Source organism: Plantactinospora alkalitolerans (assembly GCF_015690345.1).
Classification (GTDB): Bacteria; Actinomycetota; Actinomycetes; order Mycobacteriales; family Micromonosporaceae; genus Plantactinospora; species Plantactinospora alkalitolerans.
The window spans coordinates 1-26,805 of the sequence record NZ_JADPUN010000048.1 but is presented as its reverse complement, the minus strand read 5'-3'; the positions used below and the strand labels follow the sequence as shown (position 1 = coordinate 26,805).

The following is a 26,805-nucleotide window of genomic DNA, read 5'->3' as shown; positions in this document are numbered from 1 at the left end:
GCTCCGCCCGCTCGTCCTCGGCCAACTGCCCGGCAGCGGCCTCACCGCGAAGCTCGCGGTCCCTCTTCACCCAGTTGGCCAGGGTTCCGCTATTGATCCCCAGGTCACGGGCGACCTGAGCGATCGACTTACCCGTCTCCCGCACGATCCGCACCGCGCCCGCCCGGAACTCCGGATCGAACTGTCTTCTCGTCTCAGCCATGAACCTCTATCCCTCAAGTTCTAGCCTCCACGCTACGAGGGGAAGGGCACGGGCGACCTGAGCGATCGACTTACCCGTCTCCCGCACGATCCGCACCGCGCCCGCCCGGAACTCCGGATCGAACTGCCTTCTCGTCTCAGCCATGAACCTCTATCCCTCAAGTTCTAGCCTCCACGCTACGAGGGGAAGGGCACACCACGGTTATGCCATTCATCGCCGGACTGCTCGACGATCCCGACCGCACCCGCATCCGCAGCTGGCTGATCGGCCGCACCGCCCAGTCCCTGACCCGCCCGCAGTACGCCGAAAGCCGCTACCGCCCGGTCGACAAGCGCATCGACCACTGGATGGCCACCTACTCGTTCAATCTGCTCCTGCTGACCCTGGCCTGCGGCGCCGAACTGCGCGCGTCGGACCTGTTCACCCGTACCAACGACCCGGCGGCGATGCTGCGCAACTCGGCACTGCAGTGGCAGGCCGCCGTTCCCAGCTACATGTGGATGGACGCCATGGAGGTCTTCGGGTCACCCGCAGTTGGCGCGACGGTCGCCGTGACATCGTTCTCGAGCACGCGCGCGAATGGACAAGCGACCTGCCGGATCCGGTGGACGCCTACTGGATGAACGGGCTGGAACATGGCGCGAGCAGCGATCTGCCTTTCGGGGCGATCTTCGAGGTACCGCCCGCGCTTAGGTCCATGCAAATAAGCAACCACCTAAGCGATGACGCCCTGCTGCACGCCTTGGAGCCGTTGATCCGTCGGATACCCGCCGCGCTGACTCAATTCACCGCACCGGAAGACGGCCGTCACAGCTCGGTGGCGCACAGCCTCACACGGATGTGGCTGGCGATCTCGCAAAGCCCCTCGCCGGAAGACCTGGTCGCGGTTTACAAGACCGCGTCCGAGGCCGCTACGGACCTCGCCCGCAGCAAGCTGTTGACCGCGAATGCAGATGTCACCGAACTGCTGCTGGGCACCATGCGCGCCGACGCCTACCGTCTGCCCGCAGAAGAGGTGTGCGGAATCATCCACCAACTCATCGACGAGGCGGTCGTTACTCCCGTTGCCGCCGCCAGCGCCATCTACTGCCTGGCAACCTCGCAAGCCGCACACGACGGGTACGGTGCCAGCCTCGCAACCACCCTGATCCAAAAGCACGCGGACAGCATCGACGGCCGCATACTCGTCCTCGCGTTGCGCGCCATGGCCGGTGGCGACGAACCCGCGCGTGTGGACCTCGCAGGCCTGGCCGTGACCCTGATCGAAGCCGGACGCCGACCAGAACTCGAGCACGCGGCCCCGGATCTCGCCGAGCCGTTGTTCGCCCTCTCAACGACATCGCCGCGACTGCGGAGGAACAACCCAGGATCGTCCTGACCCCTCGAACACCCTGGCTGAAGACCCTGCACGCGACACGACGAGCCAACGCGCAACGGCGGACGGAAGCGCCAGTCTGCCGACCGCCGCGACCCGTCGAAGGGACTTGCGACCTCTCCGCCTGGTCTGGCACGACTCGGCCGCCGCCCCCAAGCACCTTCTGCCCCCGGATCCGTGTCAGGTCTGAATCCGGGACGAGATCTCGGGCGCCCAAGCCAGTGCAGCAAGCCAGTGCAGTTGACGACAACCGGAGCGAGGCCGGCGGCCTCGTCGAGCGAATCAATCCTCCGGATCTCGACGTTGCCGCCGGCTGCCTCCAGGCGCCGTCTGAGGTAGCCCAGCTAAAGTGGCATTTCGAGAATCGCCGCCGTGTATCGCCACCCGGCGCGGCTCGGTACCGCGCGGCCCGCCTGGGAACTCGTCGGCAATCTGTTCTCGACCGTCGGGAGAGCCCTGCGGGAACACGGCCACCTCGATTTTGTGCGCTTCCGGCTGCGCCGGGTCGGCAAACGGCGCCACATGCCAGCGCCGCACTCTGCACCGCACCGGGGACATGCGGACGGTCCTCCACGAACTGGCCGAACGCACCCTGTCCCGCTGACCCTGCCCCAAGTGTGGGCCGGTTCCGCCGGTGGAAGCTGCCGGTTCCGCCCGTCACCGGCGGTCAGCGGAAGTTGATGCGGAACTTCCGGTCGGCGAGGGCGTGCAGGAGGACGCTGCCGTCGGCGTTCACGTCGGCCTGGCCGGCACGGTGGCAGGCGTCGAGGAATTCCATGAAGTCGACGAGGGAGGTCTGGTCGCGTAGCTCCTCGGGGAGCAGGGCGTGGAGTTCCTCCGCCGTGGTGGTCGAGCCAGTCGCACCCGGGACCGCGCGGAGCCGGGCCAGCAGGTAGTGCTCACCGCCGGAGAGCCGCACCTTCTGGATGTCGAAGAGCAGCGGTACGGCCGCGGCCAGCACCGCGGCGGGGAGCTGGTCGGCGCCGACGACTGCCAGCACTCCACCGAGGATTGCCGAGGTGAGCAGGCTCTGTGCGGCGGACCGACTCAGCCGGACCTCCCAGCCGGACGGCCGGAAGGCGAACTGCCCGTCGTCGGCTCCGGACTCCTTGATCACGTCGAGGACGACCTGCAACCCCTGCCGTCCCGGGTAGGTGTCGCCGGCCGCTTCGAGCCACCACACCTCGACCTCGGTGCTGGAGAGCGTCACGGGCTCGGCGTCGTCCGTGGTCAGGAGGGTCACGAGGTCCGGCATCAGGTCATCCTTCTGGTCGTGAGGAGGGCTCGGTAGTCGATGACGTGTTCGGAGCGGAGCAGCAACGGCAGGGTGCGCAGCGCCGTGTCCTGGGAGTTCTCGGGGAGCAGGTCCGGGTCCCAGGTGGCGTCCGGGTATTCCTCGTCGAGAAAGCGCCGCAGCCCCCACTCCTGGTGACCGCCGCACAGCACGATCACGAGATTGTCCCGCCCCGGGAATTGCATCGTGACCAGGTGCAGCTGGTTGGTGCCGTTCACTCGGACGATGCCGGAGGTGTAGCGGAACCGCAGTCGTTGCTTCGCCCAGCCGCGGATCGCCGCCACGATCGGGAAGTCGAGCAGCGCCAGGCTGAAGTCAGCGAGTTCCATGGCCCGGACCGCCGTGGCCAGTGGCCTGCCGCTGGCGTCCGGGTCGTCGTTCGTCGCCTCGGCCAGGGACGCCAGCGACCAGGTGAGGTGGATTTCGGCGTGGCCCGCGAGCAGGTTGGCCAGATCTGCCATCTCCGCGGGTCGCTGGAGGTCGAGGAGCAGCCATTCGCCGTCTGGACCCCGCGCGACGATCAGAGTCAGGAGGGTGTTCCCCAGTGTCGTCAGCCGGTAGCGGTCTCCCTCGGGAAAGCTGAACTGGTCGAGCAGCCTGCTGGCGGCACGCACGATCACGTAGACGAAGGGTGGTCCACCGTCGTGTCCGGCCTGGATGAACGGAAACCTCAGGGGGTCGTCCAGGGTGAGTATCCGTGCCGGTCGGGGCTCGTCGGATAGCAGAACCCGTTCCCGGAAGAAGTGTGCGAGGGTCCGTTCGCTCGCGGTGAGGTCGTCGGCGAAACTCATCCGTCCTCGGCTTGCCGGCGCGGCCGCCTCCACCGCCTCGACGGCCGCCTGGAGATCGTCGGCGCTGCTCCCCACCGTGCGGACGCCATGCTTCTCCAGCAGGCCCTCGATGCGCTCGTCCAGGTAGTCGGCGACCCGCGAAACCAGCGGGTCGAACTCCTCGCTGAACGTCCGGGTGAGCGCGGCGGCCGACGGCGCCGGCGGCACGAACACCGGCCACGCCTCTTCCCCGAGCAGATCCCGACATCCCCGCCAAGTCTCGGACCAGAATTCCGCCGGCACACCGCGATGGAACAGTGCCAACCGACGGTCGGGCCGGTCCGGCGCCGCAACCCGCCACGCGGCCGGGTCATCGGGCCCCGACCGGGCCAGGCCGTGCAGGACCGGGCCGTTCATGCAGGCGGACGCGATGGTCTGGATGGCGAGCAGCGTGAGCCTGCTGTAGTCGGCGAATGGCACGGCCTCGGCGGCGTCTCGGTACCAGCTCAGGTATTCGCGGGACCCGGCGAGCACGGACAGGTCGCCGTCGGCCGCCATCCAGACGCTCTCGAACGTGGCGAGGGACTCGTGGACCGTACGGCACTGGCTGGCGAGCCGGTGCAGGTTCGCGGTACGCGACGGTGCGACGCGGTCGTACACCGCGCAGATCGACATCAGGTGGCCGAACGAGGTCCCCTCGGTCAGGGATTGGTGCGCGAGTTCGTGCATGGAGGCCACGCGTCCCGGCAGGGCGAGCAGCGAGCCCGTCGCGATCCGAACGGAGGGGCCTTCGAAGACGCGATGGAAGCCGAACACCTGCCCCTCTTCAGCCACACCGCCATCGTGGCACCCGAGAGCAACCGCGCTCCCGCCGTGGCCGGCGGGCGTACCGGTGCCGGCCGGTCCGGCGGACGCACTGGCCGGCGAGGGCGATCCGGCCGGTACGGAGTGCCTGGTCCAATTAGAAGTGCAGCGAGCGATCGCCAAAACCGGGCCGTGGCGGTACGAGCGCAATGGAGTGCCGGTGACCTGCCAGCCGTACGTCTGGGTAGAACTCGATGACAAGGACCTCCTCGCTGAACGGTTACGCAACGGCGACGCCTTCGAGCAGGCCACGTCGTTCGACCTGTTGGTTGAGCGACTCGACGCCCACGGACGCAAGACCGCAAAGATGCCCCGCCTCGGGTCCGAACGGCTCATCCCAGGGATGACGCTTAGGGGGAACCGGCGACACGAGCACGGCCGACGGCCTTCCCCGAGGCGGGGCGGCATTGCACATAGCTCGCCAGCACCCTCTGCCTCGGTTGCCCTACATAGCTTCTTCAAAAACACCGCAAAACCACTCGGCCCAAGTACGGTCCGAGACGTGACTCCAGTCTTGGCCCGATGCCGCCAAACACCCGCCGCACCGCGCTGAACCACGACGGTTTCGGAACACGCAGAGGCTTCTGGATTCAACGGGCCAAGCTCGCACCTGCGGGCGCCGATGGTCCCCGCCGCCACCATCGGCACCTTGGGCCAACACGGTGTCACGTGTCGCCCAACTCTTTATCCAACGAACCGCTGCCAAAACTGTCCGACTATTAGACGAGGGAGCACGCAACGAGCAGCGTTGAACAAAGAATGAATTAAGTCAGCGAAGAGACCTGCAGGTCGGCGGCCAACATCGACATCGGTAATCCAAATTAGGAAACCGATGCTCTATCCCCTGAGCTACGAGGGCGCGGTGATCCACACTACCTAGCGGCGGCTGTCAGCGTACCGCAGGGAGCCCCAACGGCGATCAGCGCTGGCACCGCCACCGGGAGACCGCACACCGACCGCACGTGATCGGGCCGGACGGGCGGACCCGCACGGGCGATCATGATCAGGCAGCATCACTCACCGCCGGTCAGGGACGGCAGAGCACACGTGGTGCACAGCAGGTGACGGCCCGGGCATGCCCAATCCCCTCGACGACGCGCTTCTCTCACTTCGATCCAGCGGTGACGCCGAAGCCCCGCCCGGCCGTCGTCGAACTTGATGGTGATTGGAAGAGCAGCGCCCGGGTTGAGCCGTGCTGGGCGTCGATCCAGGCGGTGTGCCGCCGGTCCATGCTCCACAGGATGCGCGGCTCTCGGGTGTCAGGCCTACCCTCGTCGGGGCGGTTCCCCACCCGCAGCAGGTGCAGGTGGGTGTCGGTGACCGCCAGCGGCGTACCGGTGTGGCGGTCGAGGAACAGCAGGACGGCTTCGTTCGCGAGATCGGGGCTCTGTCGCGAACTTCGTGATCGATCTTGTCAGCTATGGCGCTGGGCGGAGTCTCGGCGGCTTCGGACATGGTTCGTGCGAACCGGAACCACTCCTGGCTTTTGACCACAGTGGTGCCGGCGGTAGCTCCAGAGCCCGTTCACCCTTCGTGCAAATGATCATGAGGCGACCCGGGTGCGGGGTGCGCGGATCTGCCGATGATAGTAAGTCATCTGATTCACATCGACGAATTGAAAGAGGAGCGTTACTACCGGCAGGTCTTGCGCGGTTATGCCATGGTTCTGGCGGCTCGGACGGTGAACCACGTGTGTCGAGGGCGACCGCGGCCGGGTCCTCGCGCCGGCTGGTCGTCTCCCGGGTCTGGCAGCGCAACAGGTCGTGGATCACCTGGTCGGTGCCGTCGTCGCACCAGAGGCCAAAATAGTCGTAAGTCACTGGTTTCTGGGGCAGGTCGTGTGGCAGGTACGCCCACTGGCAACCGGCCCATTTTGATACAGGATCAAGTTGACAATCTCTCGGAGATCTTGTTCGCCGTGGCGCCGGCGACCGAGATCCGCTTGGCTCTTCAGGCGTCCAGGAACGGGCCGATCAGCGCCCACTGTTCATCGGTGACGCCGCTGGGTACGGCTTGCGTGCGCTCATGACCCGTGCAGCCAGCACGCCAGAAGCGACCGATGTTCATCTGTCACGCCATCGAATGATCACTATCTCCGTGGATCCGCAGAACGATTTCCAAACGGACCCAACACGTAGATCAACCTAAACGGTTCGCGACCGCCCTCTCACAGATTTGCTGCCTTACCTGGACCCTCGCCTTCATCGATCACCGACTCCCGCCACCGGGCTCTGACCTGCAAGATCATGTCCGAGAAGGGTCAAGGAACGAGTATGCTCGATGTCAGTGCGGCCGCGCTCGCCGGCTCCGCCAACTAGCTCAGCCGTGGACGCGATGACGCCTGTGCGACTAGGACACGTCAATCGGTGCCCGGCCAGGCAGGTGCCGCTGCACGGCTCGAGTGGCTCGGAACCCTCGACACGGGGAGATCTTCATGTCCGGCGACATCATCTACGACACCAATTTCTACGCCCGCCTCGAAGCTGAGGTGAACGGGTTCCGCAAGGCCCTGACGAAACGTTGGCGCCAAGAGACCGCGATCGCCTGCTGGCAGAACGACACAGTCAAGACCGCGTTCCACCGCTACCAGGCTCCCTATGGGGAGGACCTCTGGGACTACTGCGATCCGATCAACCGGCTTCACCTGGTCTATGGCCCATGCGAGGTCGTCGAATGGGCGAAGAGCGACCAGCAAGGCGGTATGCCCTCCTGCCCGGGACGCATCAACAGCCAGCAGCAGACCTCCGGGCTGTTGCTCACGACCGATCGCTACGGCAATGAAGTAATCGCGCCGAGCGAGATCGATTGCGGCATGGATTCGATCATGCAGAGCGTCGAGTACTGGGCCTACTGTGAAGGCAGCGAGGTTCTCGCCAAGCTGCCGAAGTTCGACAGGCATGATCAGCGCGCGATCGAGGACGCGCAGCAGGCGATCCTCGCGATCGGCGCTGCCCTGGGCCTGCAGTCCAGTGCCGGCTTCGTGCCCGCGAGCAACGCCGACCTGATCAACAAGATTGACAAGCTCGTCGGCGCGAGCGGCCAGAATGGGCTCTGGTATCAAGCCTGGACAGGGCTGGCCGCCGACGCCCTCAAAGACGGCTTCTTCGCCTCGATCGCTCCGACCCTTTTCAACACCGCCGGGATCGCCGGGAGCATCCACAACCTCTACAGCGCCAGAGGCACCATCATCCAGGAGATGCGTTCCGGCTCGCTGAAAATCCTCAGCGACGCCAGCAAAGCACTCGATGAGACCAGGGTGGTCACCACCGACCTCAACCCGGTGTGGCAGACCTTCCAGGGGATGGGCACGGCGCTCAGCATCGCCGGCGGTTGGGTCCCGGTGGCGGGGGCTGTCGGCGCGAGTGTTCAGCTTATCGGCATCATGGGGCAGAACTTCGCACCGAAGATCAAACATACCGTTTACGCCCACGATGTCGAGGCGGTGATCACCGCTCTCTGGGGCCATCTCGACGAGCAGGCCAACGACCTGTTCTCCCGGGAGAACGACTACAACAACGGCATCCACAGCCTCCACGACACCGTTTTCGAGATTCACAGCTTCAACCTGGAGCTGTACGACCTGACCGAGAACACCGCCACCGGCAGCGGCAGCCAGGAAGGGTTTCACGTCGAGGTCGATACCGTCTTGGAGTTCGCCGACACCTGCTTTGAATGCGCGGAGTTCTACGAGCAACGGCTCATTCCGAAAATCGGCGACGTCCAAGCGGCCGACGCTTCGCTGGCCACTAAGGACGGATCCGAAGGCCCCGCCGACCCGAAGGTCAAGGCCCTCGTCGTGGAGTACAGCGAGTATTTGAAGACCGCCTGTGGACGCCTCTACGCCGCGGGCGAGCAGATCAAGGCGGCGGCGCAGGCCTACGCGGCGACAGACGCTGATGCCAAGGCCGCCTTCGACGCCACTATGGCGGATTGGGACGAGCCCCCCGCTCCGAGCGAGGCCCTAGACTGGGCGCAGGACACTGACCGCACCGGCTGGCAGGTGCACATACCGGGTGCGCCCTCCTATGTCAACGACACGACCCCAGGCGGCGACGACCAGGACGGGCAGCAATACGAGACGGAGGCGACCCGGTGATGAGGCAAGCGGTGATCGGCGCCGCCGTCACACTTATGCTGGCGGGCTGCACATCGTCAGCCAACCCCGGCGATGACAAGTCGAAGTCGCCATCCCCGGACTCCACTGTCCAAGGGTCCACTGCGCCAGCCAGCGAGGCTAGCCTCGAGGCGGTCTGCGACGCGCTGGAAGAAACGGTGACGCTGCCAGGCGACGGTACCGTCCGGTACGCCGCCAAGTACTACCACCCAAAATTTGCGACCAATGCACCAATGTGCGGTATCGAACCGGAAGGTGATTACTACGAGGTAGCCACCAAGGCATCTGTCTTCGGTAGAGCCCGGTTCAACTATGGCGTTTTGACGGAAAAAGAACGCCAGCGGGTGCCGTTCCCGAAATACACCCCTCAGGTGGAGAAGCTGCTCGCCCTCGATGACACAGGTCCGTTGACCAACTCGTTACCGTGCGCGAACGAGCCGTGCAAGAATGGCATCCACGGATACCTGTACAACTTCCGCTTCGAGACCGTCAAGGACAACATCTCGGTGAGCGCTGAGTTCGGCTACATCACGACGGACGTGAAGGGTGACAAGAAATCGCAGTACCGAACCCAGGCGATCGAGGCATTCAAAGCTTCTATGGAAGTCATCACCGCCGGGCTGGAGTAGTAAAACGATCTCAACAAGATCCGAGTAAGTAAGCAGGCCCCGCGGATCCGCCGACGAGGCGGAGTGGCCGGGCTCGCCGTACCTGGGCCTGTGGCCCGATCTAACGGAGCACGCCAAGATCCTCTACGGCCGTGACGAGCTGACCGGCGAGCTCGCCGCGCGGCTGGCGACGCGGTTGACGGGCCTCGGCAAGTTTACGGGTGGCACGAAGGGCGACCACAGCGATGTCGTGAATGCCGTCGCGTTCAGCAGCGACGGCGGCCTGCTGGCGAGCGCGAGCGCCGATCGGACGGTACGTCTCTGGAACCCGAACACCCGCGCCCTCCTGCGCGGACTGCCGGTCAAGGCCGGGACGGTTCCGCTGCGGCAGTTCATCTCCGTAGCGTTCAGCCCCGAGGGCGACCTGCTGGCCGCCGGGAACGAGAACGGGTCGGTGTACGTGTGGAATCCGCGGACCCGGCAGCAGACCGCCACCCTGACCTTGCCCACCGACGATGGCGCCTACGGTCTTGCCTTCACCCAGAACGGACCGCGGCTGGCGGTGGCCTACCAGTCGGGGGTGGTGGCGATCTGGGACGTGCTGGTCAAGAGGTCGGTGAAACAGCTGGCCTACGGTCCGCGGACCGAGATGCAGGCGGCGTTCCAGGTCGCGTACTCGGCGTCGATGCCAGGTCTGCTGGCTGCCACGTACGGCGACGGGGTCACCCGGCTGTGGGACACCGTGTCGGACAAGCCGTTGCGCCAGCTCCAGCTATCGGTCCAGGCCGGCCCGGCGCTCTCGGTGGCGCTGAGCCGTGACGGGCAGACGGTGGCCGGCGCCGGCTCGGACGGCACGATCCGGCTCTGGCGCACGCGCGACGGAGCGTCGCGGGGCACACCGCTGGTCGGGCATTCCGGCCCGGTCAACGGCTTGGTCTTCAGCCCCGATGACAGCCGCCTGTTCAGCGTCGGCGACGACCAGCAGATTCTGGAATGGAACCCGGACGTGTTCACCGATCCTGACAAGCAACTCTGCGAGGGACTCGAGGCAATCTCCCTCGCCAGCTGGAAGGAATATCTGCCGGACGAGACGCCGCCGAGCCGGACCTGCGCAGTTCCGACACCCGTCGCGAACCAATAGCGCTTCGATTGTGTGGGTGCCCGGACAATGAAACGTTCGACCGCAGGATGAAATCACCAAGAGGGTCAGTTAAATCAGCTCATTCAGACATGGTTTGGCATCAAGATCGACCGCCCTGTTCTGGTTCCCCTCTAGGTCAAGGGATCATGGCGATTTTGTTTTAGGCTTCGTGGTGGCGGGTCCGGGTTGTGACTTGTCCGAAGAGGCGGCTGTCGGGATCGGGCCGTCCGCGTTGGATTGCAGAGTCGCTCCCGAGTGTCCTCCCGGACCCCTTTCACCAGCTCGGCCACATCTTGCGTCGTGGAGCATTCGCTTGAAGACGACATCGGATAGGTGGCGCTTGAGAGCGCGGAGGGCTTCCATCGTCGTCTTGCCCTCGGCGAGGCGGCGACGATAGTAGGCGCGGCCAGGTGTGTCACGGCGTAGCTGAACGATCGCCATGATGTGCAGGACCCGGTTGATCCTCCGGTTGCCGACGCGGGAGAGCCGATGACGGCGCTGGTCGCCGGAGGACGCTTCGAGCGGGGCGGTGCCGTTCCAGGACGCGAAATGCGCGGCGGTGGCGAACCGGTGGATGTCTGCGATGTCGCCGATCAGCCGGGCTGCCCCGGACGGACCGATCCCATGAAGCTCGGTGAGAGTGCTGCCGTGGTTGGTGACGAGCTGGCGCAGTTGCTTGTCGGCTGCCCGGATCTTGGCGTCGATGATGGTGAGTTCCTCGATGAGCTCACGAGCCAGGTCGTGGCGGGTCGCAGCGACGATGCCGGCCGGCGGTGGGGCGGTGCGTAGCAGATAGCTGGCCTGGCCGCGGGTGAGGAACTTCTTCGCTCCGCCGGGGATGAGTTCGAGTAACAGGTGGTGGATGCGGCTGATGATGTCGGTACGGGCCCGGCCGAGTTCGTCGCGGCGGTCGACCAGCAGGCGCACCACGACCGTGATGCCGTCCGGAGTGACGGTGCGCGGGCCCCGGCTGTGCAGGCCGGCGACCGCGATGGCAGGACAGACGGCCAGGCTGGTTGGGGAGGGACGCGCGACGGCGTCCGCCGTGTAGGCCGCCCGGTCGATCAGCATCGGGTCCGGGGCCCTGCCGCGCTCACAGGCCATCGGAGATCCCGACAGCCACGGAGAGTAATTCTCACAGCGGCCGGCAGCGTCTCCCTGTGAGCGGCTGTGAGCGCCTGTGAGTTCGGCATGTGTTCGCCAGAGCACACAAATGCCGGTTTGGGTGTGAGGGCATGGCGGCGACGCTGGAACCAGCCAAGCGGCCCCACCACAGCGGCGGCCACAGCGGTGCACGGTCAGGCATCTCGCAGGCACGGGACCGGCCAGCCCGTTGAGTGTGCGACGGCCGACCGCGGGCCACCGGCATCGCGCCGTTACCGCCAGGCAGGCGACGTAGCTGGAGCGGTCGAGGCGGAAGCCGGCTGCGAACACCATCCGGTCGACCACGACCGTCCGAGTTCCGTCTGACACCGCCACCCCGCCCACCCTCCGGTCGGAACGAGCGGATGCATGGGGAAGTCGATCATCAGGTCGATGCGGCCGGCTTCGACGCGTTCGGGCAGTCGGGTGCCGAGCGCGCTGCGGGCTGGTAGGCCATCGACGAGTCTCGCCGTCGTAGGTACGCGGCCCGGACCGGTGGCCCGGATCGCCGAGCTGATCCTCGTCGTGGGTGCCGGATCGGCGAGTTCCGCGAGGCTGACCCGGTGTTCGGGCCGGAGCGGCGGTCGAGGCGACACCACCCCGTCCAGCCTGCCGGATCGTCGATGGTAGGGCCCACCTACCGCACGCGCTCCCGGCTGCCGGCTGTTCGGGGACTGAACCGACACATAGCGTCGATCCCGGAAGGATTCAGGCCCCGGAGCACCCCATAGGAGCATTGTGAGCACGTCGGTCGAACACGGAACAGGGATCCAGGAGGCTGCGACGACGTCGACGGCCGGGCCACGGCTCGCCGATGTCGACGCGCTACGGGGCCTGGCGCTGCTCGGAATTCTGGTCGTCAACATCACCTACTTCGCGTCGGGTTACCCGTTCCATCTGGTCGGAGATCCCAGCTTTGACTCCTGGATCGATCGGGGCGTCATCAGTCTGGTGGAAATGCTGGTCGCGATGAAGGCCTACCTGCTCTTCGCCTTCCTCTTCGGGTACAGCTTCACCCTGCAGATGGAGTCCGCGGCCCGTCGCGGTGTGGACTTCGTGCCCCAGTTCCGCAGACGGGTCGTCGGACTCTTCGCCCTCGGCGTCCTGCACGCCGTACTGCTGTTCCACGGCGATATCCTGAGCACGTACGCCGTGTTCGGGCTTGTCCTGCTGGCCGCGAGGCAGATCAGCGCACGTACCGCGGTCATCGCCGCCACCGCGCTGCTCGGGACGATCGCGTTCCTCGTCGCGCTCGCCGCGGTCAGTGGCGCAAGCATCACCCCGGACCACGCGGAGGCGCTCGCGGCCGGCCAGGTCACGACCGATGCGCTGCGCGGAGGGCTCGGTTCGGTGATCCTCGAGCATCTCCGCTCCCTGCCGGCCATGGTCTCAGCCCTGGCGGTGCAGGGACCCCTCGCGCTATCGGCCTTCCTGCTCGGCCTCGCGGCCGGCAAACGCCAGGCGCTCGGCAACGTGGCCCGGCACAGCCGGCTGCTGCGCCGCGTCGAACTTGTCGGCTATCCGCTCGGTCTGACCGGCGCACTGCTGTTCGTCGTCGGCGGCGGCACCGGCAACCTGACCGGCCTCATGATCAGCATCGTCACCGCCCCTCTGCTCACGGCGGCATACGTTGCCACCGCGCTGCGCCTGTTCCGCACCGAACGCGGTGCCCGGGTGGCCTCGGCGCTCGCACCCGCCGGTCGAATGTCGCTGTCCAACTATCTCGGCCAGTCACTGATCTGCGTACTGATCTTCACGGGGCTCGGGCTCGGCCAGGTCGGCGAACTCGCACCATTGACGGTCCTGCTCCTGGCGATCGCGGTCTTCTGCGGACAGTTGGCGCTGAGCGCGTGGTGGCTGGGCCGGCACCGGTACGGCCCGGCCGAGTGGGCCCTACGGGCCTGGACCAACCAGGAACGACCGGAATGGTCTCGGCCCTCCGCGTAACAGGCAGTTCTCGATCATCCAGCTTCGCGGCCGCAGGACAGTGGCCGCGAAGCTGGAGAGGCGTCCGTGGGGCGATCGTCGGCCGCCACTCGACGAAGAAACGCACCGCCACCAGGGAACGGGCCAAGACGGAGAAACGCGTCGCCACCAGGGAACAAGTCAAGATGGTTACGACTCATCCATCCAAGGGTGTCGATTGACGAACCTCCGCTCGATCGGGACACTGTTGGCAACGCAACCCGTCGTGCGAGACGGCTCGGCCGCCGACCCAGGAGGACCAGATGAGGACCGTCCACTGTCGGCCCCTGCTCGCGGGAGTGATCGCCGTCGCCGTCATCGTCGGCGGCGGCGGCGTCGCCACCTCGGCCTACGCCGCCACGGGATGCCGGGTGACCTACACGATCTCCAGCCAGTGGCCCGGCGGCTTTGGTGCCAACGTTGCCGTCACCAACCTCGGCGATCCCATCAGCAGTTGGCGACTCACCTGGTCGTTCACCGCCGGACAGCAGGTCACCCAACTCTGGAACGGTTCCGTCAGCCAGGCTGGCGCCCAGGTCACCGTCGCCAACACCACCTGGAACGGCACGCTCGCCACCGGAACGAGCGCATCCTTCGGCTTCAACGGGTCGTGGAACAGCGCCACCAATCCGGTGCCGACCGACTTCGCGCTCAACGGTACGCCCTGCACCGGCAGCATCACCCCGTCCAGCTCACCGTCCGGACCGACCGGCACGCCGAGCGCCACGCCCTCGGTGCCGAGTTCACCCACGCCGCCGCCCACAGCGTCACCCACAACGCCGCCCACGGCGTCACCCACCCCGACCACGCCGCCAGGCGGCACGGAGCCGACGATCATGCCCGACCCGTCATGGACGTGCGGTACCCCCGCTGGGATCGTGCCCCCGACGCGCGGCCGGCTCGTCCTCCGCGCCGCAGCCCAACTCGGCACCATCCACGATGTGGGCATCACCCAGTACGGCCGTCGCCGAATCCTCGACGTCAAGGGCGGCACGTTCACCGGGGAGCGGCTCGGCGGCACCCTTCTTCCCGGCGGGCTGGACCTGGAACTCACACTCAGCAACGGAACGACCGAGCTCGAAGAGATCAACGTCCTGCGTACCAATGATGGCACCCTCATCTATTTTCGCAGCTGCGGTGTCGCACCCAGCGGTGACTCCACGGTCCGGATCGTGCCCGATTTCGAGGCGCCGAACTCAAGCCCGCACGCCTGGTTGAACACCGGGACGTTCGCCGGCACCCGGGTGGTCAACACCGCGACGAACACCATTGAACTCACCGTCTACGACGTCTCCGGCGTGTCCCCGGCCGAGCCGCTGATCCAGCTCACGGACCCCGCTGGCCAGCCCAACCAACTCTGGAACTGCGCGGCGGGCAGCGGGACGAGGGGCGCCACCGTGTTCACCGAATCCGTCACGCTCGGCTCCAGCCTCGCCGTCGGCGCCAGCAAGCGCGGAACCCGCAACATCATCCCCATCACCGGCGGTACGACCAGCGGCCGGGTGACCGGATCGATCCTTGCCGGCGGCGCGGACTACCAGCTCATCGGTTCGACCACGACGCTGGACGCCCGGTACACCCTGTTGACCAACGACCGCGAGTTGATCCTGGTCCGCAACTGCGGGCCATTCGGCCGGCTGGTGCCGACCTTCGAGGCCCGCGCAGCCGGCCCCTACGCCTTCCTCAACGCGAACACCTGGTTGAGCTCCGACCCGGGTCCCGCGTCGGGCGGCGTGAGCATCACCTTCTACGAGCGCCGGTAGCCGGTCGTCCCACGCCATCCCTGGGCGCGAACCAGTGCCAGCGGTCAGGCAGGTTCCAGACCGACGAGCCGGGCGAGGATGGCTACCTGGTCGGCGAAGTGTTCGACGAATTCGGGGGTTCTGGGGTCGACGCCGCAGACGCCTTCGATGACGTGCGGCAGGGTTGTGGTCGCCATGGCGGCGGCCATCAGCATGACCAGCAGGCAGGCCGGATCCACCTCGGCCGGAAGCCGGCCGGACTGTTGCAGCGCCCGAAGCTCGTCGACGCTGCTGCCGAGTAGCTGGGCACGGGAGGTACCGTCGGGGTCGTCCTCCGGGCCGGTGTACTGCAGGCCGCTCCAGGCGAAGACGCGCACGCCCTCCGGGTTGCGCAACATCTCCAGGGCGTAGCGGCGCAACTGCTCCGGCATGGGTGTACCCGGTGGCACCAGCTCGCGTTGCCGCTGCTGCCACTGCTGTGACATGGCCCGGTACAGGCCTTCTTTGTCGTCGAAGTAGTACGAGACCAACTGCTGGTTGACGCCCGCCCTGGCGGCGATCGCCCGGATCCGGGCACCCGCGTAACCGTGCGCGCTGAACTCGGCCGCTGCCGCGTCGAGGATCCGCCGGCGGGTGCGTTCTGGGTCGCGTTGCCGCTCCTGCGGCTTGGGTGACCTACGGGGTCTCGACGACGGCACGAGCTGATTATACGTACGCTTGACAAAGCTAATTATACGTCTGCTTGACAAAGTCATTCGGATGTTTGACCCTGATGAGGTCGACAGCACCGTCCCGTTCGAGGAAGGACAGCGAGATGTCAGACGGAGCACGGGTCCTCATTGCCGGCGCCGGCATCGGCGGGCTGGCGCTCGCGCAGGCGCTCCGCCAGGGCGGCCTGGACGTTGCCGTCTACGAGCAGGACCCCACGCCGCAGATCCGCAATCAGGGATACCGCATCCACCTCGACCCGGACGGCAACGCCGCGCTCCGGACCTGCCTGCCGGCGCACGTGCTCGACCGGGTCCGCCGCGCCAGCGGAGTCAACGGTGACCTGGTCGCCGCGTACACCCACCGGTTGGAGCGGGTGATGGCCCAGGACTTCCCGGGCCTCACCAGCAACGAGATCACCCACGTGGACCGGAACACGTTCCGGCAGGGCCTGCTCACCGGCCTGGCCGACACTGTCCGGTTCGGACGGACGGTGGCCAGCTACCAGGTCACTGGTTCGGGTCGGGTCCGGGTGGAGTTCGTCGAAGGTGGCAGCGACGAGGGCGACCTGCTGGTCGGCGCGGACGGCGTCGGTTCGGCAGTACGCGGGCAACTGCTTCCGCACGCCGCCGTACGAGATGTCGGCCTCCGGTGTGTCTACGGCCGGATGACAATCACCGAAACCACCGACACCCTCATCCCGGAGGACTTCAACCGCGGTTTCTGCTGGGTCGCCGACGACGACGGATACGGTGCCGGATTCGCGACGGTGCGGTTCCGCTCCCGGCCCGAGGGCGCGTCGGACTACCTGATGACCACCCTCGTCGCGGCCTCCGAACGTCTCGGCATCCCCGACGAGAAGCTGTTCAAGCTTCCGTCGGAGGATCTGTGGCAGATCGCCGTCGAGGCCACCACCGACTGGCATCCGGCGGTCCGGAAGCTCTTCGCACACGCCGACACCGACACGTTCTTCCCGATCATGATCCGGGCCAGCGAGCGCGTCGACACGTGGAACTCCGGCCCGGTGACGCTGCTCGGCGACGCCATCCACACCATGCCACCGACCGGCGGCGTCGGTGCCAACACCGCCCTGCGGGACGCCGCCACGCTGTCCGGCGAGCTGATTTCTGCCGTACGCGGCGAGAAGTCACTTTCCGAGGCGGTCGCCGCATACGAACGTGTCATGCTGCCGCGCGGCTTCGACACCATCGAGAACTCGCTCCGGATGGCTGACCGGATGTTCGCCAAAGTCGACTGACGACGACCGGGCCCATCGCGAGAGCTGGGACGCCACAACTGAAGCGGCAGAGGTGTCGGGAGGCTCTGCCGATGCTTCCGAGGCACGTACGATCGATGCCGTCGTCGCGAGATGAGCCGTGCAGGAGCAGCCGATGATCACCGATGCAACGCTCACCCGCATTGGCGAAGGGGTGAGTTTGCATCATCACCAGGGTCAGCGGGAGGCTGCTCGCGACTTGTTCGCGCAGATCTGGGATGAGATCGGCGGGGAGCACGGCGATCCGCTGCACATCTGCGTCCTCGCACACGCGATGGCCGACGTGCAGGACGACGTACAACAGGAATTGGTCTGGGATCAGCGAGCGCTGGCGGCAGCCGACCTGCTCACCGATGCCCAGGTTGCCGAGGCCGGGGTGACGCTGCCGGTGGCGGGCCTGTATCCGTCGTTGCACCTCAACCTGGCTGAGTGCTACCGCAAGCTCGGCGATCTCGACCGTGCCCGCGATCACCTGCAGCGTGCGCAGGCGGGGATCGGCGCGCTCGGCGATGACGAGTACGCGCAACTGATCAAGGGCGGCCTGGATCGGCTGGCGCAGCTGCTGTCCTCCAGGTAGGCGCGCCGTCCCGGTCGGCCCGCCGTCCCGGTCGGCCCGCCGCAGCCGCGACGACGGCATCGCCCTCCGCCGCCAGTCGCGTGCTACCTCCAGCCCGGCGAGGCCGAGTTGCCAGGGCCGGGTGGCGCCCTGTTGCGGGTGGCACGGGCCCCACCGCCGAGCCGAGATCGTCGCCTAGGCTGCGGTCGTGAACGTTCCCGGTCCCGACGAGCCCGACAGCGGCCGCCGACGCGGCGGATTGACGGTCGCACGGATCGCCCACCTGGCCGGCGTGTCCGCACCAACCGTGTCGAAGGTGCTCAATGGGCGTCGGGGCGTGGCATCGGACACCCGGCTGCGGATCGAGCAGGTCATCCAGGACCATGGCTACCGGCGCCAGGAGCAGTCCGAGCCTACGACCCCGGTGGTCGAGGTCGTCTTCCAGGCGCTGGACAGCCTGTGGGCGCTGGAGATCGTCCGAGGCGTGTCGCAGGTGGTCCGGCCGCACGGGCTGGCCGTGGCGGTCAGCGAGATGGGCGGGCACCTCACCCCCGACGAGGCGTGGACACGGGATGTTCTGGCCCGCCGGCCGGCCGGCGTCGTCGCGGTCTCGGCCAAACTCACCGAACTGCAATCGCGGCAGTTGGCCAGCCGCGCGGTTCCGCTGGTGATCGTGGACCCGTCCGGCGAGCCCGCGCATCAGACCCCCTCCGTCGGCGCGACCAACTGGAACGGCGGTCTCATGGCCGCCCGCCATCTGCTGGAGCTCGGCCACCGCCGAATAGCAATGATCAACGGACCGGACGAGTTCCTGTGCTGCCGTGCGAGGCTGGACGGTTACCGCGCCGGGGCGGACGCCGCCGGTATTTCCCTCGACCCGGACCTGGTTCGAACGGCGCCGCTGTACGTGCAGGGCGGCTTCGCCGAGGCGGACGTCCTGCTGGCGCTCCCCGATCCACCGACCGCGATCTTCGCCGCCAACGATCTGCAGGCCCTCGGTGTGTACGAGGCGGCCCGCGCCGCCGGAGTGCGGATACCGCAGGAGCTGAGCGTGGTCGGTTTCGACGACCTTCCGTTCGCGCAGTGGGTGGGTCCGGCACTGACCACCGTGCAGCAGCCGTTGTTGAAGATGGGTGCCACCGCAGCGGAACTGGTACTGGCCCTCGCCGATGGCCGCAGGCCAGAACACGACCGGATCGAACTGGCGACCACGCTCATCGTGCGGGACAGCACCGCACCGCCAACGGACTCCCGTCCGACAGCGGATTCCCGCTCGCCAACGGACTCCCGTCCGACAGCAGACTCCCGCTCGCCAACGGACTCCCGTCCGACAGCAGACTCCCGCTCGGCAACGGACTCCCGCTCGGCGGCGCGCCGCCGCCGACGCTGAGCGGGCACCGTCGATTTAATCTTTCTCGATTTCGAACGATCGTTGACGGTCGATCGGTCCTGAGGCACGATGCTCGTGGAGCCGATGAATGGCCTGACACGCGGTGCGTTCCGCCGCACGCGACGGCCACCACTCGTGGGCGGATGGGCAACCGCCTCCCCTGCACTTCCGCTGTGCACGCCGCGTCGGGCTGGTGAGAGCACCGGTCGGTGCCGGAAACGTTCTGCCATACCACGAATGTTTTCCATGGCACCACGACGGTCGTGCGCGACTTCAGGAGAAACTCATGTCCCCTCAGCTTCACCGTCGCGCGGTTGCCGCGGCGGCCACAGCCGTCCTGGTGTGCGGCAGCCTCGTTGCCCTCGGCGCTCCCGCGTCGGCCGCCCCTGATCCGGGCCCGGTCGTCAAGGTCAACCAGGTGGCGTACGTTCCCGGCCTGCCCAAGCAGGCCACGGTGGTCAGTAGCTCCGGTGCGCCGATCGCGTGGACCCTCCGCAACGCCGCAGGGTCGACGGTCGCGTCCGGGCAGAGCACGGTGCGCGGCACCGACTCGCTGTCCGGCGACAACGTGCACACCGTCGACTTCTCCTCCTTCGACACCGCCGGCACCGGATACGTACTCTCGGCCGCCGGCGCCAACAGCCACCCGTTCGACATCTCCGCCGACGCCGTCCGCCGGCTGCGGTACGACGCACTTGCGTTCTTCTACCACCAGCGCAGCGGCACCCCGATCCTGTCCCAGCACGTCGGCGCGCAGTACGCCCGGCCGGCCGGGCACGTCAACGTCGCACCCAACCAGGGCGACAACAGCGTGCCGTGCCGTACCTCCTGCGGCTACAACCTGGACGTACGCGGCGGCTGGTACGACGCCGGCGACCACGGCAAGTACGTGATCAACGGCGGCATCTCCGCCTGGCAGCTGATCAACGAGTACGAGCGGGCCGTCAACGTGGCCGGCGCCGACCCCGCGCCGCTCGGCGACAGCACAATGGCCATCCCCGAGCGCGGCAACGGCGTGCCCGACATTCTCGACGAGGCCCGCTGGGAGGTCGAGTTCCTCCTCAGGATGCAGGTCCCCGACGGGCGCACGCTCGCAGGCATGGCCCACCACAAGATCCACGACCAGAACTGGACCGCACTGCCCCTGCGGCCCGACGCCGACCCGCAACCCCGGCTGCTGTCGCCACCCACCACCGCCGCCAGCCTCAACCTCGCCGCGGTCGCCGCCCAGGCGGCCCGGGTGTGGCGAACCATCGACCCGACCTTCTCCGCACGGGCGCTGGCGGCCGCGCGGAAGGCGTACACGGCGGCCAAGGCCAACCCGAATCGGCCGGCCGACCCCAACGACGGCACCGGCGGCGGCTCCTACGCCGACGGCGACGGCGTTGCCGACGAGTTCTACTGGGCCGCCGCCGAGCTGTACGTCACCACCGGCGAGTCCGGCTACCGCTCCGACCTGACCGCGTCGTCGTTCTTCCGCGGCGCCGGGTTCAACCAGCGCGGCCACGACTGGTGGTGGACTCCCGGTCTCGGTGACACCACTCTCGCCATCGTCCCCAACGGACTGGCCGCCTCCGACATCTCGGCGACCCGATCGGCGATCACCGGTTTCGCCGACCGGCTGCTGAACACGATGAGCGGCCAGGGCTACCCGGCTCCGGCGGGCAGCCCGGCCAGCTACTACTGGGGCTCCAACGGCGTCACCGCCAACAACGCCACGATCCTCGCCCTTGCCCACGACTTCACCGGGCAGCAGCGCTATCGGGCCGGCGTCTACCAGACCCTGGACTACTTCTTCGGCCGCAACCCGTACAACCAGTCCTACGTGGCCGGCTACGGCGAACACGCCGCTCGCAACGTCCACCACCGCTTCTGGGCCAATCAGCTCGACGGATCCCTGCCGACCGCACCACCCGGCGCGCTGGCCGGTGGCCCGAACGCGGGACTGGAAGACCCGGTCGCCCAGCAGCAGCTCGCGGGCTGCCGGCCACAGAAGTGCTACCTGGACGACATCAACGCCTGGTCCGTGAACGAGGTCGCGATCAACTGGAACGCCGCCCTCGCCTGGCTCGCCAACTGGGCCGCCGAGAAGGCCGGCAGCGGCAGCACCCCCACCGACAACCCACCCACCACTCCGGGCACGCCCACCGCCTCAGCCATCACCGCCTCCAGCGCGAGCCTGACCTGGACCGCCTCGACGGACGACCAGGGCGTCGCCGGCTACGACGTCGTCCGCGTCCAGGGCGGCGCGCAGACCGTGGTCGCCACGACGACCACCGCCTCCACCACGCTCACCGGTCTCACCGCTGACACCGAGTACACGATCGCCGTACGTGCCCGAGACACCGCCGGGCAGACCTCCGCACTGTCCCCGGCGGTTACCCTCCGGACCGCCGGCGGCAGCACCCCGACCGGCTCCTGTGCCGTGACCTACTCGGCGAACAGCTGGAACAACGGCTTCACCGCCAGCATCACCATCACCAACTCCGGCACCACCCGGTGGAACGGCTGGACTCTCCGGTTCGGCTTCCCCAGCGGGCAGACCGTCACCCAGGCATGGTCGAGCACGGTCACCCAGTCCGGCACCACCGTCACCGCCACCAATGCCAGCTACAACGGCGACGTCGCACCAGGTGCCTCGGTCGGCTTCGGATTCAACGGAGCCCACAACGGCACGAACACCAACCCCGCCACGTTCACCGTCAACGGCAGCACCTGCGGCTAACCGTCATCTCCGCGGTCGCCGCCGGAGCCGATGTCCGGCGGCGACTCCGCACAGGCGCGGTGGCGGCTGGGACGTAGCGGCGTCGACCAGCAGCTACGGGTCGGGACTACCTGCCTCGTCCGCGGAAGGGCCGAGGTCGGCGAGGTCGGTACAGTGCACGATCGTCGCATCGTCCGCCGCCACCGCGTGGCGTGCCTCCGCCTGCCGGACCCGACGAATGATCTCGGTGGGCCCGCTCAACGCCAGGACCGCCATCGCCCCCGGCCAGTCGGCCAGCCGGAACCGGTCGACGAAGCGGCTGGCTCCGTTGCTGAGCAGGACGGCACTGGTCAGCTCGGAAACCGGGCAGCTCCCGGTGACCGCCTCGTCCGCCGCCATCGGGTCGTCCTTGGCCACCCAGAAGCCGCCCGGCCGGTTCCGGTTGGCGCGCAGCTCCCGGAGAAGTCGGCGGTACTCGTCGCTACCCTCGGCGGTGGCTTCGAGCGCGGACCGGTACGACCGGCTGATGTCCACCTCCCGGGGGTCGGAGACGACCAGTGGGACGCCGTCCGCCCTGTCGAGCACGAGGACGGCGTCGCCGAGAACCAGATACTCGACGAGACCGTCGCACAGGCGCAGGGCGGCCACCGTCGCCGACGGACTGATGGGATTGGCGACGTCGCAACTGTCCCGGTGGTCGTCCGTCACCTGCTCGATGGCCTCGGCGAGCAGCCCCGGCAGGCTGCGGCCCCGCACGAGTGACAGCAGGCCGAGCAGGCTGCCGCCCAGGCGGGTGGCGTACCAGGCCACGCCGTGTCGGCAGATCGAACCGGTGTCGGGGATGCCGGCGCCGTCGACAAGTACCGCCGCCGTCGGTACCGCACCGGTGAAGTCCTCGTTCACGCGGCCGGCCCGTACCGCCGCGACGCTCGTCATCGTCACCCGCACGTCCTGCCACCACCCCTCCCGCCGACCAGGGCGTCGACCCTAGCAACCGGCGCCCGTCTGCGCGGCGAAGGCGTCGATGCCGGTGAGTTCGGCGGACAGCGCCCACAGGCGTACGGCATCGTCGGCATCGTCATCGGCCGTCCGCACACCGGTGCCGGATCCCGGGTTCAGGGCGATCGGGTCGACGATGGCGCAGTCCATGCAGTACACCCCGCCCACCTGCGCCAGTTGGGGCGAGGTTGCCGCCCAGACCTGCGTCGCCGCGCCCTGCGCCGGCGTCTTGAACTCGGCGTTCGTCTGGTTGCCGTGCTCGTCGATCCAGCCGGCGGCGACCATTTCGGCCGTCGCGAGGTGGCGTTGCAGCGGGGTGAGGATGTATCCGGGATGCACCGAGAACGCCCGCACCCCGACGTCCCGACCGAGTACGTCGAGCCGCGCCGCGAACAGCCTGTTCGCCTCCTTCGCCTGGCCGTACGCCTGCCACTTGTCGTAGCCGTGGGTGAAGTGCGGGTCGTCCCACCGCATCGACGACGCCGGGCTCACCCCCGAGGAAACCGCCACGACGCGGGCGGCGCCGGCACGCGCGATCGCCGTCCAGAGCAGGTTGACGAGCGCGTAGTGCCCAAGGTGGTTGACGGCGAACTGCGCCTCCCAGCCCGGTCCGACCCGGGTCTCGGGACAGGCCATGATCCCGGCATTGTTGAGAACGATGTCGAGGGCGCGACCGGAGTTCAGGAACCGTTCGGCGAAGCCACGGATGCTGGCGAGGTCGGACAGGTCCAGTTCGTCGACCTCGACGCCGTCGATTCCGGCGAGCGCTGCCTCGGCGGCCTCCCGTCGCCTCGCGGGAACGACGACCCGGGCGCCGGCACCGGCGAGCGCCCGGGTCGTTTCCAGCCCGAGGCCCGAATAGCCGCCGGTGACGAGGGCGAGCTGTCCGGAGAGGTCGATACCGCGCACCACCTCCGCCGCCGTGCTCCGGGCACCGAGCGTCGAACCATTGTTGTCCTGTGGCTTGTCCATGCGGGCGAAGGTAGATGCTGGAGCGTGGTCTAGGTCAACGCGTATGCTCCGGGTCATGGTCGACATTCCGGCGGACCTGAGCATCGGGCAGGTCGCGGAACGGACCGGCTTGAGCGTGCACACCCTCCGGCTCTACGAGCGTGAGGGGCTGCTCGCCACCGAGGTACGGCGGAGGACGAACGGCCGTCGCGTCTACACCGAGTGGGACGTGCAGTGGCTCACCAACTGCCGGAAGTTCCGGGCGTCCGGAATGCCGCTGGCCACGATCCGCCGTCTCGCCGAGTTGGTCGGTCAGGGGCCGGGCAACGAGAAGGAGCGGCTCGAACTTCTGCGCCGACACCAGCAACGGGTCCTCGACCAGATCGCGGGGTTGCACGAGTGTCTCGACCTGATCAGGAACAAGGTCGAGGTCTACGAGGCGCACCTGTCCCGGGGTACCGCCGGCAGCCTCTGGAGCACCCCGTCACCCGAGCCGGCCGACCGGACGTAGGCCCCGGGGTCAGGGTTCGGCGGTAGCGGCGCCGCCGGGACGGACCAGACCCGTCTCGTACGCCAGCACCACCAGCTGGGCCCGGTCCCGGACGCCCAGTTTGGTGAGAATCCGGCTCACGTGGGTCTTCGCGGTCAGCGGGCTCATCCGCAACGCGCGGCCGATCTCGGTGTTGCCCAACCCGGTCGCGACCATCGCCAGCACCTCGCGCTCCCGTGCGGTCAGTACGGCGAGCCGCTCCGGGGACGTCTGCGCGGGTTCGGGACGGCGGCCGAACTCGGCGATGACCCGGCGGGTCACGCCCGGGCTGAGCAGTGCGTCTCCGGCCGCGACCACCCGCACGGCGTGGCACAGTTCCTCGCGGCTGACCGTCTTCGCCAGGAAACCGCTCGCCCCGGCCCGCAACGCCTGGAAGATGTACGCATCGACCTCGAACGTCGTCAGCACGACGATCCGGACGTCGGCGGTCACCGGATCTGCGGTGACCTGCTCGGTGACCGTGAGCCCGTCCAGGTGCGGCATGCGGATGTCCAGCAGCGCCACGTCGGGCCGGGTCTGCCGGATCAGCCGGAGCGCCTCGCGGCCGTCGGCCGCCTCCGCCACCACGTCGATATCGCCGTCCAGGCCCAGTAGTCCACGTAGCCCGGCACGGACGAGCGGCTGGTCGTCGGCGAGGAGCACCCGGATGGTCACCTGGGCATGCTCCCCCACCCGGGGCGCCCGGCGACGCCCTTTCGGTCACTGGCCTTTCGGTCACTGGCCTTTCGGTCACTGGGCGGGCCGGACGTCGCGTCGTCGGTGCCCCTGGGCGCGGCCAGCGGCAGCCAGGCGTGGACGGCGTACCCGCCCTCGGGTCGCGGTCCGGCGTGCAGCGTCCCGCCGAGGCTTCCGGCCCGCTCCCGCATCCCGGTCAGGCCGTGGCCGCCGTCGGATCCCGGCAACGGTTCTCCACTCTCCGCATCGACACCGGTACCGGCGTCGGTGATCCGGCCCGTACCGGCGTCGACGGTCCGGCCCGTACCTGGGTCGATGGTCCGGCCCGTACCGTCGTCGACGATGTCGAGGCCGACCCCGTCCGCCGCGTAGTGCAGCGTCACCGCGACGGATCCGGCGTTCGCGTGGCGCAGCACGTTGGTGACCGATTCCTGTGCGATCCGGTAGAGCGTCAGCCCGATGGTCGGTGGCAGGGCTCGCGGTTCGCCGTCGGCGCTCAACGTCGTACGCAGGCCGGCCTCGGAGGCGCGGTCGAGCAGGTCCGGCAGCAGCGTCTCGTCGGGCGGGGACCTGCGGTCGGGCTCGGCCGCCGATCCGGGCTCACGCAGCAGGCGTACGGCCCGTTGCAACTCGGCTATCGCGTCCACGTTGACCTGTCGGGTCCGGTCGAGCAGGTCCCGGGCGGCGTCGGGATCGCTCGCGATCAGCTCGCGGGCCAGGTTGACCTGGATGCCGACCACCGCGACGGTGTGGGCGGTGACGTCGTGCAGTTCCCGGGCGATCCGGATCCGCTCCGCCAGCACCAGCCGGGCGGATTCCCGCCTCTGCTGCGCCTGTTCGGCGGCGAGCCGGGCCGCCGCCTCCCGGGCGAACAGTTCACCGTTGCGGATGGCGGCCCCGGCGACCAGGGCCAGGGCGAGCAGCGCGGCCTCGCGCAGCACACCGTCGAGCAGTTCGAGCGGGCCGACGCCGACGTGCAGCACCCAGCCGGTGGAGACGAGCAGCGTGGCGGTGCCGACCGCCGCGCCGATCAGCGGCTGCCCCGCCCGAGCCACCGTGTAGAGCGGGACCAGGAGCGGCCAGATCGGCGAGACGCTGGGAAAGTCGGTCAGGTTGTATCCCATGACCGCGATCAGCGACAGGATCAGCACGAGGACCGGCCGGGCACGCCGGAACAGCAGCAGGACGCCCATCACGATGCCGAGGGTGCCGGCGGCCGCTCCCGAACTCTGGCTCGACGGCTCGCTCGCCACCCCGGTCGCGACGGCGATGGTGATCCCGCTGGCCAGGGCGAGCAACACGTCGAGCCGGCCCATCAGACCTCACTTTCCGTGACCGACGTGGGCGTCGGTGAGGTCGGCCGGCACCAGGGGTTCGTCCTGGGCCGACACCGTGAGGAATTGTCCCATCATCCCGGCGTCCTCATGGGCGAGTACGTGGCAGTGGAACATGTACGGCGACCGGACGTCCGAGTGTGCCAGGAACCGTACGCGGAGCCGTATCGTCGTGCCCGGCGGCACGTACACGGTGTCCTTCTCGCCGGTCAGGTACGGCGCCGGTGGCTCACCGTCGGCGTCGAGCACCTGGAACGCCGCCCCGTGCACGTGGAAGTTGTGCGGGATGCCGCCACGGTTGCCGATCTCCCACTGTTCCACCGAGCCGGTGCGGACCACCCGGTCGATCCGGGTCGGTTCCATCGTCCGGTCGTCGAACCGGAAGTCGCCCATGATCATCCGAAACGGTTCCGGGCCGGCCGGTCGTGGCGCCGGGGGCGGGGC

At 68.2% G+C, this 26,805-nt stretch carries 24 protein-coding genes; 12 read left to right on the top strand and 12 right to left on the bottom strand.

What is annotated here, in order from left to right:
* The coding region (locus tag I0C86_RS02885; protein WP_230393452.1) for a transposase at nt 1–202 on the bottom strand (202 nt) is incomplete at its 3' end.
* A 6-nt stretch (nt 203–208) separates the two neighbouring features.
* A complete protein-coding gene (locus I0C86_RS45350) occupies nt 209–346 on the bottom strand; it encodes a transposase (RefSeq protein WP_196199611.1) in 138 nt (45 codons plus the stop codon).
* A 59-nt stretch (nt 347–405) separates the two neighbouring features.
* Here I0C86_RS45350 and I0C86_RS02875 point away from each other — a divergent pair, with 59 nt between their 5' ends.
* Complete coding sequence (locus I0C86_RS02875) at nt 406–825, top strand: hypothetical protein (RefSeq protein ID WP_196199610.1); 420 nt, start codon at nt 406–408, stop codon at nt 823–825.
* Nucleotides 822–1,580 (top strand): hypothetical protein, encoded by a 759-nt coding sequence (locus tag I0C86_RS02870; protein WP_196199609.1) that lies wholly within the window; start codon nt 822–824, stop codon nt 1,578–1,580. Before I0C86_RS02875 ends, I0C86_RS02870 begins: the two co-directional genes overlap by 4 nt.
* A 664-nt stretch (nt 1,581–2,244) precedes the next feature.
* On the opposite strand, the gene I0C86_RS02865 is transcribed toward I0C86_RS02870, so the two are convergent.
* From I0C86_RS02865 to I0C86_RS44300, 3 genes are all read right to left on the bottom strand, one after another.
* Nucleotides 2,245–2,832, bottom strand: coding sequence for a hypothetical protein (locus I0C86_RS02865; protein ID WP_196199608.1), 588 nt, complete (start codon nt 2,830–2,832; stop codon nt 2,245–2,247).
* On the bottom strand, nt 2,832–4,475 hold the full coding sequence (locus tag I0C86_RS02860; RefSeq protein ID WP_196199607.1) for a hypothetical protein: 1,644 nt from the start codon (nt 4,473–4,475) through the stop codon (nt 2,832–2,834). Before I0C86_RS02860 ends, I0C86_RS02865 begins: the two co-directional genes overlap by 1 nt.
* Before the next feature lie 1,135 nt (nt 4,476–5,610).
* Nucleotides 5,611–5,736, bottom strand: a complete 126-nt coding sequence (locus I0C86_RS44300) for a hypothetical protein (RefSeq protein ID WP_255527586.1) — start codon at nt 5,734–5,736, stop codon at nt 5,611–5,613.
* A 1,203-nt stretch (nt 5,737–6,939) separates the two neighbouring features.
* Between I0C86_RS44300 and I0C86_RS02850 the strand changes: the two genes are divergently transcribed.
* The 3 genes from I0C86_RS02850 (at nt 6,940) to I0C86_RS02840 (ending at nt 10,368) form a co-directional block, all read left to right on the top strand.
* Nucleotides 6,940–8,601, top strand: coding sequence for a hypothetical protein (locus I0C86_RS02850; protein ID WP_196199606.1), 1,662 nt, complete (start codon nt 6,940–6,942; stop codon nt 8,599–8,601).
* On the top strand, nt 8,598–9,248 hold the full coding sequence (locus tag I0C86_RS02845) for a hypothetical protein (RefSeq protein ID WP_196199605.1): 651 nt from the start codon (nt 8,598–8,600) through the stop codon (nt 9,246–9,248). Before I0C86_RS02850 ends, I0C86_RS02845 begins: the two co-directional genes overlap by 4 nt.
* A gap of 175 nt (nt 9,249–9,423) precedes the next feature.
* Complete coding sequence (locus I0C86_RS02840) at nt 9,424–10,368, top strand: WD40 repeat domain-containing protein (RefSeq protein ID WP_230393451.1); 945 nt, start codon at nt 9,424–9,426, stop codon at nt 10,366–10,368.
* A gap of 144 nt (nt 10,369–10,512) precedes the next feature.
* Here the strand turns inward: I0C86_RS02840 and I0C86_RS02835 are convergent, their stop codons facing one another.
* Nucleotides 10,513–11,439, bottom strand: a complete 927-nt coding sequence (locus I0C86_RS02835; protein WP_196199603.1) for a transposase — start codon at nt 11,437–11,439, stop codon at nt 10,513–10,515.
* An 810-nt stretch (nt 11,440–12,249) separates the two neighbouring features.
* Here I0C86_RS02835 and I0C86_RS44845 point away from each other — a divergent pair.
* Together I0C86_RS44845 and I0C86_RS42835 are read left to right on the top strand one after the other, a co-directional pair.
* Entirely contained in the window at nt 12,250–13,458 is a 1,209-nt protein-coding gene (locus I0C86_RS44845; protein ID WP_323373437.1) for a DUF418 domain-containing protein, read from the top strand.
* A gap of 281 nt (nt 13,459–13,739) precedes the next feature.
* Nucleotides 13,740–15,239: a DUF3237 family protein gene (locus I0C86_RS42835; protein ID WP_230393450.1), complete on the top strand. Its 1,500-nt coding sequence runs from the start codon at nt 13,740–13,742 to the stop codon at nt 15,237–15,239.
* Between the two features lie 44 nt (nt 15,240–15,283).
* Here I0C86_RS42835 and I0C86_RS02815 read toward each other — a convergent pair whose 3' ends face one another.
* Nucleotides 15,284–15,916 (bottom strand): TetR/AcrR family transcriptional regulator, encoded by a 633-nt coding sequence (locus tag I0C86_RS02815; protein WP_196199602.1) that lies wholly within the window; start codon nt 15,914–15,916, stop codon nt 15,284–15,286.
* A 116-nt stretch (nt 15,917–16,032) separates the two neighbouring features.
* Between I0C86_RS02815 and I0C86_RS02810 the strand changes: the two genes are divergently transcribed.
* From I0C86_RS02810 to I0C86_RS02795, 4 genes are all read left to right on the top strand, one after another.
* Nucleotides 16,033–17,184 (top strand): FAD-dependent oxidoreductase, encoded by a 1,152-nt coding sequence (locus I0C86_RS02810; protein ID WP_196199601.1) that lies wholly within the window; start codon nt 16,033–16,035, stop codon nt 17,182–17,184.
* A gap of 133 nt (nt 17,185–17,317) precedes the next feature.
* Complete coding sequence (locus I0C86_RS02805) at nt 17,318–17,779, top strand: tetratricopeptide repeat protein (protein ID WP_196199600.1); 462 nt, start codon at nt 17,318–17,320, stop codon at nt 17,777–17,779.
* Nucleotides 17,780–17,966: 187 nt separating this feature from the next.
* Nucleotides 17,967–19,148 (top strand): LacI family DNA-binding transcriptional regulator, encoded by a 1,182-nt coding sequence (locus I0C86_RS02800; protein WP_323373436.1) that lies wholly within the window; start codon nt 17,967–17,969, stop codon nt 19,146–19,148.
* A 286-nt stretch (nt 19,149–19,434) separates the two neighbouring features.
* Entirely contained in the window at nt 19,435–21,873 is a 2,439-nt protein-coding gene (locus I0C86_RS02795) for a glycoside hydrolase family 9 protein (RefSeq protein WP_196199599.1), read from the top strand.
* Between the two features lie 93 nt (nt 21,874–21,966).
* Here I0C86_RS02795 and I0C86_RS02790 read toward each other — a convergent pair whose 3' ends face one another.
* Complete coding sequence (locus tag I0C86_RS02790) at nt 21,967–22,788, bottom strand: protein phosphatase 2C domain-containing protein (RefSeq protein ID WP_196199612.1); 822 nt, start codon at nt 22,786–22,788, stop codon at nt 21,967–21,969.
* A 51-nt stretch (nt 22,789–22,839) separates the two neighbouring features.
* On the bottom strand, nt 22,840–23,823 hold the full coding sequence (locus I0C86_RS02785; RefSeq protein ID WP_196199598.1) for an oxidoreductase: 984 nt from the start codon (nt 23,821–23,823) through the stop codon (nt 22,840–22,842).
* 55 nt (nt 23,824–23,878) lie between these two features.
* Here I0C86_RS02785 and I0C86_RS02780 point away from each other — a divergent pair, with 55 nt between their 5' ends.
* Entirely contained in the window at nt 23,879–24,313 is a 435-nt protein-coding gene (locus tag I0C86_RS02780; RefSeq protein ID WP_196199597.1) for a MerR family transcriptional regulator, read from the top strand.
* Between the two features lie 9 nt (nt 24,314–24,322).
* Here the strand turns inward: I0C86_RS02780 and I0C86_RS02775 are convergent, their stop codons facing one another.
* From I0C86_RS02775 to I0C86_RS02765, 3 genes are all read right to left on the bottom strand, one after another.
* A complete protein-coding gene (locus I0C86_RS02775; protein ID WP_196199596.1) occupies nt 24,323–25,006 on the bottom strand; it encodes a response regulator in 684 nt (227 codons plus the stop codon).
* A complete protein-coding gene (locus I0C86_RS02770) occupies nt 25,003–26,343 on the bottom strand; it encodes a sensor histidine kinase (RefSeq protein ID WP_196199595.1) in 1,341 nt (446 codons plus the stop codon). Before I0C86_RS02770 ends, I0C86_RS02775 begins: the two co-directional genes overlap by 4 nt.
* Nucleotides 26,344–26,349: 6 nt before the next feature.
* Nucleotides 26,350–26,805, bottom strand: a 456-nt coding sequence (locus I0C86_RS02765; protein ID WP_196199594.1) for a multicopper oxidase domain-containing protein, incomplete at its 5' end; no start/stop codon positions are given.

What these genes read in the sequence shown, in the direction of transcription:
- I0C86_RS02850 (WP_196199606.1), top strand. Translation starts at nt 6,940, where the DNA reads ATGTCCGGCGACATCATCTACGACACCAATTTCTACGCCCGCCTCGAA.
- I0C86_RS02810 (WP_196199601.1), top strand. Translation starts at nt 16,033, where the DNA reads ATGTCAGACGGAGCACGGGTCCTCATTGCCGGCGCCGGCATCGGCGGG.
- I0C86_RS02875 (WP_196199610.1), top strand. Translation starts at nt 406, where the DNA reads ATGCCATTCATCGCCGGACTGCTCGACGATCCCGACCGCACCCGCATC.
- I0C86_RS02785 (WP_196199598.1), bottom strand. Translation starts at nt 23,823, where the DNA reads ATGGACAAGCCACAGGACAACAATGGTTCGACGCTCGGTGCCCGGAGC.
- I0C86_RS02835 (WP_196199603.1), bottom strand. Translation starts at nt 11,439, where the DNA reads ATGCTGATCGACCGGGCGGCCTACACGGCGGACGCCGTCGCGCGTCCC.
- I0C86_RS02870 (WP_196199609.1), top strand. Translation starts at nt 822, where the DNA reads ATGAACGGGCTGGAACATGGCGCGAGCAGCGATCTGCCTTTCGGGGCG.
- I0C86_RS42835 (WP_230393450.1), top strand. Translation starts at nt 13,740, where the DNA reads ATGAGGACCGTCCACTGTCGGCCCCTGCTCGCGGGAGTGATCGCCGTC.
- I0C86_RS44300 (WP_255527586.1), bottom strand. Translation starts at nt 5,736, where the DNA reads ATGGACCGGCGGCACACCGCCTGGATCGACGCCCAGCACGGCTCAACC.
- I0C86_RS02805 (WP_196199600.1), top strand. Translation starts at nt 17,318, where the DNA reads ATGATCACCGATGCAACGCTCACCCGCATTGGCGAAGGGGTGAGTTTG.
- I0C86_RS02865 (WP_196199608.1), bottom strand. Translation starts at nt 2,832, where the DNA reads ATGCCGGACCTCGTGACCCTCCTGACCACGGACGACGCCGAGCCCGTG.
- I0C86_RS02795 (WP_196199599.1), top strand. Translation starts at nt 19,435, where the DNA reads ATGTCCCCTCAGCTTCACCGTCGCGCGGTTGCCGCGGCGGCCACAGCC.
- I0C86_RS02770 (WP_196199595.1), bottom strand. Translation starts at nt 26,343, where the DNA reads ATGGGCCGGCTCGACGTGTTGCTCGCCCTGGCCAGCGGGATCACCATC.
- I0C86_RS02790 (WP_196199612.1), bottom strand. Translation starts at nt 22,788, where the DNA reads ATGACGAGCGTCGCGGCGGTACGGGCCGGCCGCGTGAACGAGGACTTC.
- I0C86_RS45350 (WP_196199611.1), bottom strand. Translation starts at nt 346, where the DNA reads ATGGCTGAGACGAGAAGGCAGTTCGATCCGGAGTTCCGGGCGGGCGCG.
- I0C86_RS02780 (WP_196199597.1), top strand. Translation starts at nt 23,879, where the DNA reads ATGGTCGACATTCCGGCGGACCTGAGCATCGGGCAGGTCGCGGAACGG.